Origin of the sequence: Flavobacterium suzhouense (assembly GCF_042684765.1) — a bacterium.
GTDB lineage: Bacteria > Bacteroidota > Bacteroidia > Flavobacteriales > Flavobacteriaceae > Flavobacterium > Flavobacterium suzhouense.
Map to the genome: position 1 here is coordinate 1 of NZ_JBHUMD010000007.1, position 14,194 is coordinate 14,194.

A 14,194-nucleotide genomic window follows, 5' to 3' on the forward strand; every position below is an offset into this window, starting at 1 on the left:
AGTATAATTCATAAAGTATATAAATGAAAAAAGCCACGCATTGCGTGGCTTTTGAAAGCTCCCCCTCTTGGGCTCGAACCAAGGACCCTCTGATTAACAGTCAGATGCTCTAACCAACTGAGCTAAGGAGGAAACTGTATATTGTTTCGTAATTTTGGTTAAACCCTTTCGGATTTTAATTACTTGATGTTTTAAAGACCGTTGTGCTTACTGGCGTATTGCCTTTATTGCGGTGCAAATATATAACCATTTTTAGTTTCTGCAAACAAAAACAGAAAAATTTTAAAAGAATTTTTTCGCGATAATATCATAAATATCTTTACCGAAAGTTAATACCATGAGACTTAGTAAAATAACCATACCTACTGTTTGCACTACACTTGCCGCTTTATCGCTTAATTTTTTTCCGGTAACCATTTCGGCAATGGTAAACAGGGCATGACCACCGTCAAGACCCGGGATCGGAAGCACGTTCATGAACGCCAGTCCGATTGAAAAAAGCGCGGTAAACTTCCAGAAAAACTCCCAATTCCATGTAGTCGGCATATTGCTCGCAATACCCACAACACTTTTTACGTGCTTATAAGCACCTGTTGAAGGACGAAGGATAAGCTTAAATTGTTTTACATTATAAACAAGCAGGAAGTATGATTCTTCCATAGCCTTAGGTATCGCTGTAAAGAAATTGTAATGCTCCGTAACGGTATATTCCGGATTACCTACAATATTATGGAACACTCCTATGGTTCCTTCTTCTTTGTCAACTTTTGTTTTTATCTGTAACGGAGCCCCGTTTCTTTTTATATCAAGGGTAATAGATCCGCCTTTGTTTTTAAACGCCTGCTCTGATACCTGTGCCCTGTACATAAGCGGCTTTCCGTTTACGCCAACGATAGTATCGCCAATCATAAGCCCCGCATCTGCAGCAAAGGATTGTTTCGGGAAAGAATCTACCACGGTAGCATTAACCATCGGATTCATAAAATCCCTTCCTTCTTTATCAAGTATCTCTTTTTTGTTTTCGTCGGTAAGCTTAAGGTCCATAACCTTTCCGTCACGCTGAATTTTGATGTCATCGCCCAGAAGCACGTCTAATATCATCCTGTCAAAACGCTCCTGGTATTTACCGTCTACGCTAACGATCTTGTCGCCGTTTTTAAAACCAACATTAAGTCCCGTTTCACCAAAGGCAAGTCCGTCGCGCTGTACCATTTCGGTAGACACATATTTTTTTCCGTATGTAGAGTAAACAACGGTATAGATAAACCACGCCAAAAGGATATTTACTATAATACCACCCATCATTATGATAAGGCGCTGCCATGCCGGCTTAGAACGGAATTCCCACGGTTTTGGCTCGCTTTTCATTTGCTCGGTATCCATGCTCTCGTCTATCATACCTGAAAGCTTTACATAACCACCAATAGGCAGCCATCCGATACCCCATTCTGTTTCACCAATTTTTTTCTTGAAAAGCGCAAAGCCCGCATCCATAAAAAGGTAAAATTTCTCTACCCTTACCTTAAACATTTTTGCGGTGATGTAATGCCCAAATTCATGCAGTATTACAAGTATTGACAACATGAGAACCAACTGGGCAATCTGTACAAGTGTATCCATTCTAAAGTTTTAATTTCCTTTTATAAACGCACAAAAATAGCATTTTCTATCTACCGTGCGCTATTTTAATCAAGAGGTTTGTGTTTAAATATCTGTTAATAATCAAAAGTTATGCCCGCTGTTTCAATACGGAAAGGTAAATTTAACCTTACTTTTGTTTAGTAATACGATTTATACCATGAAAAAGATAAAAACAGCATTGCTTTCTTACGGGATGTCAGGACAGGTGTTTCATGCGCCATTTCTGGAATTGCACGACGGATTTGAACTTACCGGCTCGTGGGAGCGCAGTAAGAAACTTATACAAACCGATTATCCTAACGTAAAAAGCTATGCTTCCTTAGAAGAATTATTAGCAGATGATATAGAACTGGTAGTGGTAAACACACCGGTAGAAACCCATTATGAATATGCCAAAAAGGCACTTTTAGCCGGAAAACACGCTTTAGTAGAGAAAGCCTTTACCACAACAGCTGCCGAAGCCGAAGAACTTAATGCCATTGCTAAAGAAAAAGGACTGAAGCTTACGGTGTACCAAAACCGCCGTTGGGACAGCGACTTTATGACCGTAAAACAGGTGGTTGACCAAAACTTATTAGGTGACATTGTAGAAGCCGAATTTCATTTTGACAGATACAATCCGCTACTGAGCCCAAAAATACATAAGGAAACCGCTAATGCAGGTGCAGGTGTGCTGAAAGATTTAGGGCCGCATATCATAGATCAGGCATTGTACCTTTTCGGTTATCCCGAGGCAGTTCATGGTGATGTGAGGATTACCCGTGAAAATTCGCTGGTAGATGACTGGTTTGATATTTCCTTGTACTATCCGGACAAAAGAGTGAGGCTTAAAGCAGGCTTTTTTGTGCGTGAAGCCATTCCTGCCTACATAGTTCATGGTAAAAAAGGGACATTTTTAAAACAGCGCGGCGACATTCAGGAAGATGTGCTAAAAACCGGAGCAAAACCTAACCGCACCGACTGGGGTACTGAAGCTGCCGAAAAAGAAGGTTTGCTGCATACCGAAATAAACGGAGAGGTAGTTCGCAAAAATATCCCAACATTACAAGGTAATTACTATGCATTGTTTGATGGCGTATATGAGGCTATTGCCGAAAATAAAACGGAACCCGTTACTGCCGAAGATGGTATTAAAACCATGAAAGTTATTGATGCTGCCTATGCCAGCAGTGAGCAGAAAAAAATCATTCAACTATAAATAGCTATGGAAAAAAGACAACTTGGAAACACAGAACTTTATGTATATCCCGTAACATTTGGAGGGAATGTTTTTGGGTGGACAATTGATGAAAAGAAATCTTTTGAGATACTCGATGCCTTTATCGGTGCAGGATTTAACTTTATTGATACTGCTGATGTTTATTCACGTTGGGCTGCGGGTAATGAGGGAGGTGAGTCGGAAACGATCATTGGTAACTGGATGAAAAAACAAGGTAATCGTGAGAAACTTATTATTGCAACCAAAGTAGGAAGTGATATGGGCAGCGGCAAAAGAGATCTTTCAAAAAAATATATTCTCAAAGCGGTTGAGGATTCCCTTAAACGATTACAAACCGATTACATCGACCTTTACCAAACACACTGGGACGACGAAACCACACCCATAGAGGAAACACTTGAAGCTTATGCCCAACTGATAAAAGAAGGTAAAGTGCGCCACATTGGTGCTTCTAATCTTACTCCCGAAAGACTTAAACAGTCGCTGGATATTGCTGTTACCAATAATCTTCCGGCTTATCAAACCTTTCAGCCTCACTATAACCTGTACGAGCGCGAAGTCTTCGAAAATGGTTTAGAGCCCTTATGTCTTGGCAACAACCTTGGAGTGCTTAACTATTATTCGCTTGCAAGCGGATTCCTTACCGGGAAATACCGTTCTGAAGCCGACCTGAACAAAAGCCAGCGCGGCGGAGGTGTAGCCAAATACCTTGACGAACGCGGTTTTAAAATACTTGCTGCCCTGGATGAAGTGGCTGCTGAACTGAACAGTACTCCGGCTACGGTGGCTTTGGCATGGCTTATCAACCGCCCGTCAGTTACAGCGCCAATAGTAAGCGCTACAAGTACCACACAGTTAGACAGTATCATTAAAGCCCCGGATTTGGCAATCACTGCAGACCAGTTGCATTTCCTTACGTCTGAAAGTGCATGGTAATTAATACTATAGCTAAAATGAAAGTATTCACAAACAGGGCATTGCCGGAAAAGGTTTTTCAGAAACTGCAGGATGATGGCATTATAGTAACCGAATGGCTTGGTCAAAGGGAACTGACGCCGGATGAGTTTATAACCTACGCTCAGGAAGCCGACGGCATAATGCTTATGGCCGGCATGAAAATAACTGCCGACATATTACAGCAATGTAAAAACCTCAAAGTGGTATCGCTGCACTCTGTAGGGTATGACAATATAGATATTGACGCTGCTACAAAATTGGGTATTGCCATAGGGCATACGCCCGATGTTCTTAGCAAAGCCACTGCCGATGCCGCTTTTTTGCTAATGCTTGCCACATCGCGCAAAGCGTTCTTTCATCATAAAAGAGCACTTAAAGGCGAATGGAAATCGTATGGAGATACAAACGAGCTTTTAGGGATAGATATTGAAGGAAAAACACTTGGCGTCTTTGGCTTGGGCAGTATCGGTTATGAGATGGCTAAACGAAGCAAAAATGCTTTCGGGATGGATATCCTTTATCATAATCGAAGCACTAACGAAAAAGCAGAGAAGGAACTTGGTGCTAAAAAGGTTTCTTTTGATGAACTGTTAAGTCAAAGTGATATTATTTCCGTTCACGCTAACCTTACGCCCGAAACCAAAGAAGTTTTCAATGCATCGGCCTTTGCCAAAATGAAACCTAATGCCATTTTTGTAAATGTTGCCCGTGGCGGAATCCATAACGAAACCGACCTAAAAGCTGCGCTCGATAACAAAACCATTTGGGGTGCCGGACTGGACGTTACCAATCCTGAACCTATGCCTATAGACAACCCTCTGCTCAATATGCCCAATGTTTCGGTATTGCCGCATATCGGATCGGCTGTGAAAGAAACCCGCGATGCCATGATGGAGCTGGTGGTTGCTAACTTGCTTGCCGGACTGAAAGGAGAGCAACTGCCAAAATGCGTTAACCCGGAAGCATACAAACAACAGTAATTACCATCATGACCACAGAAGAACAAATATCAGCTTACATTGCCTCCCTGCCCGAAATGCAACAAAACGAGATACAGGAATTGCATCGGTTTATGCTCAGCATATTACCCGATGCCAAACTATGGTTTCTGGATGGCACGAACGACGATGGTAAAGTTGTTACGAACCCAAATATAGGCTATGGGGAATATACTATAAATTATAAAGACGGTACAAGCAGGCCATTTTACCAGGTAGGCATCAGTGCGAAAACTACCGGGATTTCCGTTTACATTATGGGTATACCCGATAAAAAGCACCTCCCGGATAGCTATGGAGAAAAGTTAGGAAAAGCAAAAGTAACGGGCTATTGCATTAACTTTAAAAAGCTAAAGGACATTAATTTTGATATTCTAGAAACTGCGGTGAAAGATGGCGTTGCGATTTCGGGAGGAGGAAACTGATAGCTTGATTAGGCACGAGAGTGACGCTAGCGCCAGAGGGGGGTCAGATTGGTTAAATATCAATATATTCGAAATCTTTTAGTTTTTTAAGTTCCTGTTCAATTTTTAAATTCCACATTAATTGTTTTTTCTCGTTAAAATAGACCTCATGGTCATATAATTCGTTAAAGGCATTACATTTTTCAATATATAGGTTATATACTTTTTGGTACTCATTAATGTCAGATATATTTTTTCGATTGAGTTCATTAAAAGCCTTCCTGATTTTTCGCGTAAAAAGTTCGTAAATATCAAAATGTAATTGTTCATGATTTAATGTTTCAATATCGTCGACTTTAGTCCATGATAGGCTTTTTATGAAATAACAGTGTAAAGTTATCTTTGGAATATTTTTGTATATCTCAGTTCTAACAATTTCTATGGAACCTTGCGTCTGTGCTACATGAGTATCTAAAGTGTCATTTGCCATGCCTTTAAAATCATCCCATTTTAATCTTTTTGTCGAACTCCAAAGGATTTTGTCATCTTCACTATTCTTATTTATACGTAAAGGAATTGAGAGCATTGATATAGCTAATAGATTAAATAGTATAAATTTCATTTCTGGAATGCTAATAAATGTTTCGAAAATCTACTTTATAGCAAATATAAAGTAAAACGTATCTTCCCCTTTTGCTGGCATAAGCGTCTCCTCGTGCTTTTAGTCACAAAACAAATCTAAACAAATTTATTCTCCTCTTAACCAATTATCAGTCAGGCTGTGTAATTTTGCAGCATGAACGTAGAAGTTAAAAACAGTACCCCACAACCTGATAGCCCAATTGCCTACCGCAAGGGGTATAAGGATGTAAAGGCGTCGTACCTTAACAGGATACGCTGGGCGGTTACACTGTTTTACTTTTCTATGGGGCTTAATTTTGCTACCTGGGCGAGCCGCATCCCGGATATAAAGAGAGCCTTAAATCTTAGCGAAGGCGATCTGGGTACCATATTGTTCTGCATCCCTGTGGGGCAAATGTGCATGATGGCCTTCTCCGGCAGGATTGCTGTTAAATATGGCAGTCACCGCACTGCAGTTTTCGGACTTAGCTTTTACATTGCGGCACTTATGCTGCTTGGCCTTTCACAGGATCAGTGGCAATTGTCACTTGCTTTATTCTTCTTCGGTATATCCAGTAACCTTACCAATATCTCTGTTAATACACAGGGAATACTTACTGAAGGTGTTTTCCGCCGTCCTGTAATGTCGTCTTTTCACGGAGCATGGAGCACTGCCGGATTTACCGGAGCTCTGATTGGCATCCTGATGAAAGGCTTTAAGGTGGAACCTTACCTGCATTTCATCATTGTAGGGGTAATGCTTTGGGGAGTGATCTTCTTTAATTACAAATACCTTATAAAAGCCAAACGCATGGCAGCGCCCAAAGAGAAAAAGAAACGTTTCAGTAAGCCTGATACGGTTTTGTTATGGCTTGGGGCTATGTCTTTTTGTTGTATGCTCAGCGAGGGTATTATGTTCGACTGGAGCGGGGTATATTTTACCGATGTCATTAAAGTCGACGGGCCTCTTGGCGTATTGGGTTATGCCTCATTCATGGCCATGATGGCAACGGGCCGTTTTATGGGCGATATTGTAGTGCGTAAAATTGGCCGTAAAAAAATGCTTATCATCAGCGGCTGCTTTATATCCATAGGTTTGTATACTGCCGTACTGCTGCCTTATATTGTTCCGGCAACGTTGGCCTTTATGATGGTTGGCCTTGGGGTGAGTACCGTAGTGCCAAGTGTATACAGCATTGCAGGCCGCAGGCCGGGTATGGAACCGAGTATTGCCCTGCAAACCGTGTCGAGTGTCAGCTTCCTTGGGTTTATGCTGGGGCCTCCGGTAATAGGTCACGTGGCACATGCCACCAGCCTGCGTATATCTTTTGCCATCATTGGAGCATTCGGGTTTCTAATTGCTTTTTTGGTCTATAAAGTAAAGGCTATTACTGCCGAGGGCTAATCCTAAAGTTTCCTTAAAACCCTGTTTTTCCTAATTCTTTCCTATTTGTGCCAATAGTTTTGACAGCAAAGGATTGAATTATGAAGAACGCCATTGCCATTATACTACTGATTTTTGTTTTCTTTTCTGCGAATGCACAACAAGCTAAAGATAGTGCTGTTCCGCCCCCCACGAAACCACTAAAACTGCACCACGCCGAACCTTTGTATATTGACCTTATCCGTGATTTGGGTGCGCGAAAGGGAGAAAAAGAGATAAATGTGGGTTTTGGGATGGCCGATGAGAAGAATTATACTTCTTACACCGGTTTTGCCGAATATGAGTTTGCTGTTGCCGACAGGCTTGGATTGGAAGTTGAGGTTCCGTTTGAGATATGCCAGGGTCAGCAACGCGATGACAGCGGTAGTTTTGATATGCCCGAAAACCGGTTGGAAGGACTGAAGGTTGCAACCCAATATACATTTTGGGTTTCAGAAAAATACCAAACATCAATGGCGGTAGGCTACATCCAGGAATTTGAGCTTTCCTGCTTTTCTGACCTGAGCCATAAAGGCAAATTGTTTGAAGGCACATTGTACAATCCCATTTTTATTGCTGCCAAAAGACTGACACCTCATATTCATACGCTCTTATATACGGGTCCGCTTATCGAACAGAAATTTGAAACTAATGAATGGAATACTTCTGCCGAAGTAAATGTTAACCTGCACTATGTTTTTACCAATGGTAACTTTGTAGGATTAGAAACCAATATGGAATTTTCAGAAGAAAAACCATCTATAGTATTCAGGCCACAGGCTAAGGTGCAGTTCTCTGACAGGGTTAGTCTTGGACTTGCTGTTGGAGTCCCTGCAACTGAGCGAAGCAACCACGGGCTTAGCGCTATGACAAGACTGATATGGGTGCCTTAATTCTTTAAAAATTTCAGTTCGGTAGTACCGGTGTTAGTATGCAATGTCATAAAATAAACACCGGTAGCAAAACCTGAAACATCCCAGGATGAAGCACCGTTGGTTTCCAGTACTCTTTGTCCTAAAGTGTTGTAGATAATAGCCTCTTTTGCGATAACGCCATCAGCTAAAGCTGCTGTAAGCAGTGTGTTTGCAGGGCTGGGATACAGGTAAGGCGTAAAGTAATCACCTGTTACTGTAATCGTACTATTCCTGCTGATGATATCACTTTTTGGGTCAAAAATTGCCTGGGTAGCTGTGAAAGGAACATCAATAATAAAATCCTGATTGTTGGCAGTGTTTTCGAGTACATAATCCTGAACTTCTCCTTCCGGTCCTAAAAGTCTTATAGGGACTCCCATCTCAAAAAAGGAAACGGACTCATGTGACTGTTGTTGGCTGATAGTAACCTGGGCTTTTCCACTTTCAATATTGTCAACGGTTATAGTATAAACAGGATAGCCCTGATTGTATATCCAGTCGTTAAAGAACTCGGTCAGGTCAAGTCCTGAAGCGGCTTCAAGATGTGCCTGCAACTGGGGTGTTTTGGCGTAGGCATAAGCCAGATCGGTATCGGCTAAATAGGCTTTTAAGGCCTGAAAGAAAACAGGGTCACTCAGTTTTACACGTAGCATATTCAGTACCATTGCCCCTTTGTTATAAGTAAGTCTGCTACTAAAGATTCTGTTAGAATCTATTGTATCATTATCGGTAAGGTAAACATTTCCATCCGGAAGAGAAGTAATATTGGCAACGTTGCTTAGCTTCCAGTTTCTAAAGGCTTCATTGCCATCAAGATGTTCTATCACCATACCCGAAAGGTAGGTGGCAAATCCTTCGTTAAGCCAGATGTCTTTCCATGAGCCGCAGGTAATCTTGTCGCCAAACCACTGGTGTGCCAGTTCGTGGGCAATAAGGTTGCGCCCAAAGCTTCCCATAAAGGATACTGTGGTGTGTTCCATACCTCCGCCAAAACCGCACTGGGCATGGCCGTACTTTTCATTGTGAAAAGGATAGGTTTCAAATGTCTGCTCGTAAAAATCCATTATTGGTATTGTAACAGCAAGGTTTTGTTCGTTTTGCGTCTGAGATTCGGGGTAGAGATAATTTACGATAGGGAAATTGTTAGGTGCAGTTCCAGCCTGCTGGGTAAAAATACCGTAATTGCTTATGGCTATCGCTACAAGATAGGCCGGAATAGGGTATTGATGCCTGAAATGGGTAGTCTTGGTGATAGTGCCATTTCCGGCTTCGGGAATTTCCACGCCATTAGACACGGCAACATATTCTGCGGGGGCTGTTATATATACATCAAGGCTGTCTATTTTGTCAATAAGATCCTGTTTGCAGGGCCACCAGTCTTTGGCACCATAGGGTTCGGATAATGTCCATAGTACAGGCGCTCCGGAATGTGTTCCTATTACAAATGCTTCGTTTTCGGTAGGAGGTGCTCCCGAATAGGTTATTTCAACCCTTGCCTGATTGCCTGCAGCCAGCGTTGCAGGGAGTGTTATAACCAGTTCGTCATTTTCATTTTGGGCAAAAGCCAGATTGTTGCCATTTTGCTGAACCTGAGAAACAACAAGTTCAAAAGCCAGGTCGAATACTACTTCGGTCATGTCTTCTTTAGCTATGAAATCGGTAGTTACGGTGCCGCTGATGAAATGCACGGTTGGGTCGGCAGCCAGATCGAGCTTATGATATACCACATCATAATTTCCGGTATGGGCATTGGCTGAAAATGTCATCAGGTTGTGCCCCGATTTCCTTTCGGCTTCAGCAATGTCCTCTGTACTTTGCGCAAATACGGAAGCAAAGCCTAAAAGACTGAGAAGTATGGGGGTAAAAATTCGGCTCATAGCAAAGTTTTTTTCAAATGTAATGAGAAAACTGTTTTTAGGTATGGCTTAATGGTTGAAATATGCAGGATTTAAGCCAAAATTTGAAATAAAAATTCCTATTTTCGCCTCAATTAAAAAGTTTAATGGGTTGGTTAAAACAATTCATTAAATTTGCTCCACTTTATTAAAAAACAGTATCATGTTACAGACAGTATTTATTAGGGAAAACAGAGAAAAAGTGATACAGGCGCTTGGCAAAAGAAATTTTGATGCCACAGCACTTGTTGACGAAGTGATTGCACTTGACGAGAAAAGAAGGCACACTCAGGTGGAACTTGACACCATTTTATCTGAATCCAACAAACTGTCCAAAGACATTGGCGAACTGATGAAAGCAGGTGAAAAGGCTAAAGCTACCCTGCTTAAAGAAAAGACTACACAATACAAAGATAAGAGTAAAGAACTAAGCGAAACGCTTGCTACAGTGAGTGAAGAGCTTACTCAGGCACTTTACAAACTGCCAAACACTCCTGCCGATATCGTTCCGGAAGGAAAAACCCCTGAAGAAAATCTTGAGGTATACCGTCAGGGTGATATCCCAACATTGTTTGAAGGTGCTTTGCCACACTGGGAACTGGCAAAAAAATATGACATCATCGACTTTGAGTTGGGTGTAAAAATTACAGGAGCAGGTTTCCCGGTTTACAAAGGAAAAGGAGCAAGATTGCAGCGTGCGCTTATTACGTATTTCTTAGACAAGAATACCGATGCAGGTTATAAAGAATACCAGGTGCCACACCTTGTAAATGAGGCTTCAGGTTATGGGACAGGACAGCTTCCTGATAAAGAAGGACAGATGTACCACGTAGGTCTAGATGACCTTTACCTTATCCCAACAGCTGAGGTGCCGGTAACCAACCTTTTCCGTGATGTTATCATCGAGGAAAAAGACCTTCCTGTATTATGTACAGGTTACACACCATGTTTCCGTAGGGAAGCAGGTTCGTATGGTGCGCACGTACGCGGACTGAACCGCCTGCACCAGTTTGACAAAGTAGAGATTGTTCGCGTTGAAAAACCGGAGAACTCTTATGCTGCCCTTGACGGGATGGTAGATCACGTAAAAACAATACTTGACGAGCTTGGATTGCCATACAGGGTACTTCGCCTTTGTGGTGGTGATATGGGCTTTGCTTCGGCGCTTACATATGACTTTGAGGTGTTCTCTACAGCTCAGGACCGTTGGTTAGAGATCAGTTCGGTGTCTAACTTCGAAACGTTCCAGTCGAACAGACTTAAGCTTCGTTTCCGTGACAAAGAGGGTAAAAATCAACTGGCACACACGCTTAACGGAAGCTCACTGGCATTGCCAAGAGTACTTGCAGGAATCCTTGAAAACTACCAGACGCCTGAAGGTATCGTAATACCGGAAGTGTTAAGAAAGTATACAGGATTTGATATTATTGATTAGTTACTTTTAGTTACTGAGTCGCAAAGTGACAAAGTTTTGCGGACTCAAGTAATAAATTAATATATTTGTTTATACCGAATGCGGGTAATGCTAAAAAGGTGTTATCCGCGTTTTGTATTTAAAAGGTTTCCATAAATGAAAAAGCTATTTAGCATACTGTTATTGTTGGGCTCTTCTCTGCTTTTTTCCCAGGAGGAGGTACAAATAACCGATTATGGTAAAGATATGCTTGCTTTTGTACCGGATGGATGGAAGATTATTACCAGTAAAACAGGTGACCTTAATAAGGATAAGGCTGACGATATTGCAATAGTTATCGAGGATACCAATAAAGAGAATTTTATAGAGAATGAATTTCTGGGCGCGCCTATATTAAATATTAATCCAAGGTATTTGCTGATTCTTTTTAAAGAAGAAAAAGGATACCAACTTGCAGGGCTTAACAGGAACTTTATCCCTTCGCAAAATGATGCTGAATCGTCCTGTCTTGAAGACCCGTTTATGAAATCGGGTGGGATGGAAATAAAAAACGGAGTGCTTTCAGTCAGCTTTCATTACTGGTTAAGTTGCGGTAGTTATGGAGTTACAAACGAATGTTTTAAGCTGCGATGGCAGGATGGTGAGTTTGTGCTTATAGGATATGATCATTCTGAATTCAGCAGGAGTTCAGGAGAGGAGAGCCTGACCAGCATTAACTTCCTGACCAAGAAAAAATCGGAGACAAACTGGGGAAATATGTTTGCTGACGGGGAAAACAACCCCAAAACAGTTTGGAAAAAGATTAAAATCGATAAATTTATCACGCTGCAGGATCTTGACAAATCCGGGCAGATTGATTTCTTTAATTTATGAAAAAAATAGTTGCCATAATAGCCTTGTTCTGTTCGGTTGCGGTATTTGCGCAAAACGAGCAGCTGGCTTTTAATTACTTTGAAAAAGGAGAATTTGAAAAAGCGCTTGCTACCTATCAGGACCTTGAAAAGAAACAGCCGGGGAATACGTTTTTCATTCAGAAGATCGTAGCCTGCCAGCAGCAGCTTCAAAAATATCAGGAGGCCGAAAAGTATCTTAAGGAAAAGATTGAGCGTACCAATCAGCCACAGCTATATGTAGAGTTGGGTTATAACTACCAGCTACAAAAGGATATGGGCAAGGCAGAGAAGAATTATAATCTTGCCATTAAAGCTGTAGCCGATAATCCATCGTATGCCTATTCTGTAGCCAATGCCTTCGAACAAAAGGTATTACTGGAATATGCTATAAAAGCCTATGATACGGCGACTTCCATAAACAAGAGCATGAATTTTGATTACCAGCTGGCACTTATACAGGGTCAGCTAGGTAATACCGAGCAGATGATCGATAAATTGCTTTCGTATGCCTATAACAATCAGCAGAGCCTGGTAGTGGTGCAAAACCAGTTGTCGCGTTTTATGAACGAAGAGGGCAGCGATACTTTTAATGCATCGCTCCGCAAAGCTTTATTGTTGAACACCCAAAAGACACAGGATATTTTTTGGAACCAGTTTTTGAGCTGGTATTTTGTGCAGCAAAAAGAATATGGCAAAGCCTTTATTCAGGAAAAAGCCATCTTTAAACGTAATCCGGATATGTTTCTGAATATTGTAAATCTTGGGCGTCTTGCCAAAGATGAGCACGAAGATGCAGCTGCCCGCGAGATACTGGCATTTGTTATGGAAAACACAGACGAGCCATCGATAAAGATGAGTGCCGAATTTGATTTGCTGGAAATGGATATTGCCATTGCACAACCTAAGGATTATCCATCGATCAAACAGCGCATCGATTCTCTTTTGGTGCAATATGGAACTACGCCTTATTCGCTTAAGCTGCAATTGCAAAAAGCCGATTTTGAGGGTTTTTACCTGAAGGATACCAAAGCGGCTACACAGACGCTGAATACAGCATTAGGCCTTCAGTTAAACCGTTACCAGACCGCTGAGGTAAAAATGAAGTTGTCGGATATTCTTTTGCTTGATGAAAAATTCAATCAGGCGATCATTTATTATGCCCAGATAGAAGAAGATCTTAAAAATGATGCTGTTGGTCACGAAGCAAGTTTTAAGGTAGCACGTACAAGTTATTTTAAAGGCGATTTTGAATGGGCGCAAAAACAGCTTACGGTACTTAAGTCGTCATCGTCACAGCTTATTGCCAATGACGCGCTGGAGCTGTTCCTGCTAATCCTTGATAATACTGTTGAAGACAGTACACAGACTGCACTTAAGAAATTTGCTAAAGCCGACTTTAAGCTATACCAAAACAAAAAAGATGAGGCACTTGCCGTATTTAAAGATCTTATTGAAAAGGATAATACAGAGAGTATAAAAGATGTAACCCACATCCGCCTTGGCGAAATATACGAAAGCAAAGGACAGTATGACCTTGCATTGCAAAACTACCAGCAGGTGATCGATAAATACAAAGAAGGTATTTATGTGGATGAGGCGCTGTTCTTCTCGGCCGAGATCTACAATAAAAAACTAAACGATCCTGAAAAAGCAAAGCCGCTGTATGAGAAGATCATCTTTGAACATCAGGACAGTATCTACTTTGTAGAGGCCCGAAAACAATTCAGGCAGCTTAGAGGCGACACGAATAGTTAATTAATCGTACCTTTGCAACAGGTTATTTGTTCAAATAACCAAATCACCGAATAACCGCAT

12 protein-coding genes and 1 tRNA gene are annotated in these 14,194 nt (G+C 41.5%); 9 read left to right on the plus strand and 4 right to left on the minus strand.

The genetic code is table 11. The features are described 5' to 3' along the window. Positions 1-58: 58 nt before the first annotated feature. Together ACFSR3_RS05345 and rseP are read right to left on the minus strand one after the other, a co-directional pair. Positions 59-132: transfer RNA gene (locus ACFSR3_RS05345), tRNA-Asn, on the minus strand. A 150-nt stretch (positions 133-282) separates the two neighbouring features. Beyond that, a complete protein-coding gene (gene rseP, locus ACFSR3_RS05350; protein WP_379820053.1) occupies positions 283-1,620 on the minus strand; it encodes an RIP metalloprotease RseP in 1,338 nt (445 codons plus the stop codon). Positions 1,621-1,798: 178 nt separating this feature from the next. Here rseP and ACFSR3_RS05355 point away from each other — a divergent pair, with 178 nt between their 5' ends. From ACFSR3_RS05355 to ACFSR3_RS05370, 4 genes are read left to right on the plus strand one after another with little or no spacing between them, the layout of a single operon-like run. Then, positions 1,799-2,839 carry a Gfo/Idh/MocA family oxidoreductase gene (locus ACFSR3_RS05355; RefSeq protein WP_379820054.1) on the plus strand — a complete coding sequence of 347 codons (1,041 nt, stop codon included), beginning with the start codon at positions 1,799-1,801 and terminating at the stop codon, positions 2,837-2,839. Between the two features lie 6 nt (positions 2,840-2,845). Beyond that, positions 2,846-3,796, plus strand: a complete 951-nt coding sequence (locus ACFSR3_RS05360) for an aldo/keto reductase (protein ID WP_379820055.1) — start codon at positions 2,846-2,848, stop codon at positions 3,794-3,796. 17 nt (positions 3,797-3,813) lie between these two features. Further along, positions 3,814-4,797 carry a 2-hydroxyacid dehydrogenase gene (locus tag ACFSR3_RS05365; RefSeq protein ID WP_379820056.1) on the plus strand — a complete coding sequence of 328 codons (984 nt, stop codon included), beginning with the start codon at positions 3,814-3,816 and terminating at the stop codon, positions 4,795-4,797. 8 nt (positions 4,798-4,805) lie between these two features. Then, the gene (locus tag ACFSR3_RS05370; protein WP_379820057.1) at positions 4,806-5,240 is read left to right on the plus strand and encodes a DUF1801 domain-containing protein; all 435 of its coding nucleotides are present in this window, start codon (positions 4,806-4,808) and stop codon (positions 5,238-5,240) included. Positions 5,241-5,292: 52 nt separating this feature from the next. Here ACFSR3_RS05370 and ACFSR3_RS05375 read toward each other — a convergent pair whose 3' ends face one another. Continuing rightward, on the minus strand, positions 5,293-5,841 hold the full coding sequence (locus ACFSR3_RS05375) for a hypothetical protein (RefSeq protein ID WP_379820058.1): 549 nt from the start codon (positions 5,839-5,841) through the stop codon (positions 5,293-5,295). Positions 5,842-6,015: 174 nt separating this feature from the next. Here ACFSR3_RS05375 and ACFSR3_RS05380 point away from each other — a divergent pair, with 174 nt between their 5' ends. Next, positions 6,016-7,245, plus strand: coding sequence for an MFS transporter (locus tag ACFSR3_RS05380; protein ID WP_379820059.1), 1,230 nt, complete (start codon positions 6,016-6,018; stop codon positions 7,243-7,245). Positions 7,246-7,325: 80 nt separating this feature from the next. Then, a complete protein-coding gene (locus ACFSR3_RS05385) occupies positions 7,326-8,156 on the plus strand; it encodes an HAEPLYID family protein (RefSeq protein ID WP_379820060.1) in 831 nt (276 codons plus the stop codon). Here ACFSR3_RS05385 and ACFSR3_RS05390 read toward each other — a convergent pair. Next, on the minus strand, positions 8,153-10,054 hold the full coding sequence (locus ACFSR3_RS05390; protein ID WP_379820061.1) for a M1 family aminopeptidase: 1,902 nt from the start codon (positions 10,052-10,054) through the stop codon (positions 8,153-8,155). The two genes, ACFSR3_RS05385 and ACFSR3_RS05390, sit on opposite strands and share 4 nt — an antisense overlap. 181 nt (positions 10,055-10,235) lie before the next feature. Between ACFSR3_RS05390 and serS the strand changes: the two genes are divergently transcribed. The 3 genes from serS (at position 10,236) to ACFSR3_RS05405 (ending at position 14,134) form a co-directional block, all read left to right on the plus strand. After that, positions 10,236-11,507 carry a serine--tRNA ligase gene (serS, locus tag ACFSR3_RS05395; protein WP_114758476.1) on the plus strand — a complete coding sequence of 424 codons (1,272 nt, stop codon included), beginning with the start codon at positions 10,236-10,238 and terminating at the stop codon, positions 11,505-11,507. A 135-nt stretch (positions 11,508-11,642) separates the two neighbouring features. Next, positions 11,643-12,359, plus strand: coding sequence for a hypothetical protein (locus ACFSR3_RS05400; RefSeq protein ID WP_379820062.1), 717 nt, complete (start codon positions 11,643-11,645; stop codon positions 12,357-12,359). Continuing rightward, complete coding sequence (locus ACFSR3_RS05405) at positions 12,356-14,134, plus strand: tetratricopeptide repeat protein (protein ID WP_379820063.1); 1,779 nt, start codon at positions 12,356-12,358, stop codon at positions 14,132-14,134. Before ACFSR3_RS05400 ends, ACFSR3_RS05405 begins: the two co-directional genes overlap by 4 nt. The last annotated feature ends 60 nt before the right edge of the window (positions 14,135-14,194 follow it).

Bases quoted from the DNA above. Each gene is read 5' to 3' on its own strand.
- rseP (WP_379820053.1), bottom strand. From the start codon at position 1,620: ATGGATACACTTGTACAGATTGCCCAGTTGGTTCTCATGTTGTCAATA.
- ACFSR3_RS05365 (WP_379820056.1), top strand. From the start codon at position 3,814: ATGAAAGTATTCACAAACAGGGCATTGCCGGAAAAGGTTTTTCAGAAA.
- ACFSR3_RS05375 (WP_379820058.1), bottom strand. From the start codon at position 5,841: ATGAAATTTATACTATTTAATCTATTAGCTATATCAATGCTCTCAATT.
- ACFSR3_RS05400 (WP_379820062.1), top strand. From the start codon at position 11,643: ATGAAAAAGCTATTTAGCATACTGTTATTGTTGGGCTCTTCTCTGCTT.
- ACFSR3_RS05355 (WP_379820054.1), top strand. From the start codon at position 1,799: ATGAAAAAGATAAAAACAGCATTGCTTTCTTACGGGATGTCAGGACAG.
- ACFSR3_RS05380 (WP_379820059.1), top strand. From the start codon at position 6,016: ATGAACGTAGAAGTTAAAAACAGTACCCCACAACCTGATAGCCCAATT.
- ACFSR3_RS05385 (WP_379820060.1), top strand. From the start codon at position 7,326: ATGAAGAACGCCATTGCCATTATACTACTGATTTTTGTTTTCTTTTCT.
- serS (WP_114758476.1), top strand. From the start codon at position 10,236: ATGTTACAGACAGTATTTATTAGGGAAAACAGAGAAAAAGTGATACAG.
- ACFSR3_RS05370 (WP_379820057.1), top strand. From the start codon at position 4,806: ATGACCACAGAAGAACAAATATCAGCTTACATTGCCTCCCTGCCCGAA.
- ACFSR3_RS05360 (WP_379820055.1), top strand. From the start codon at position 2,846: ATGGAAAAAAGACAACTTGGAAACACAGAACTTTATGTATATCCCGTA.
- ACFSR3_RS05405 (WP_379820063.1), top strand. From the start codon at position 12,356: ATGAAAAAAATAGTTGCCATAATAGCCTTGTTCTGTTCGGTTGCGGTA.
- ACFSR3_RS05390 (WP_379820061.1), bottom strand. From the start codon at position 10,054: ATGAGCCGAATTTTTACCCCCATACTTCTCAGTCTTTTAGGCTTTGCT.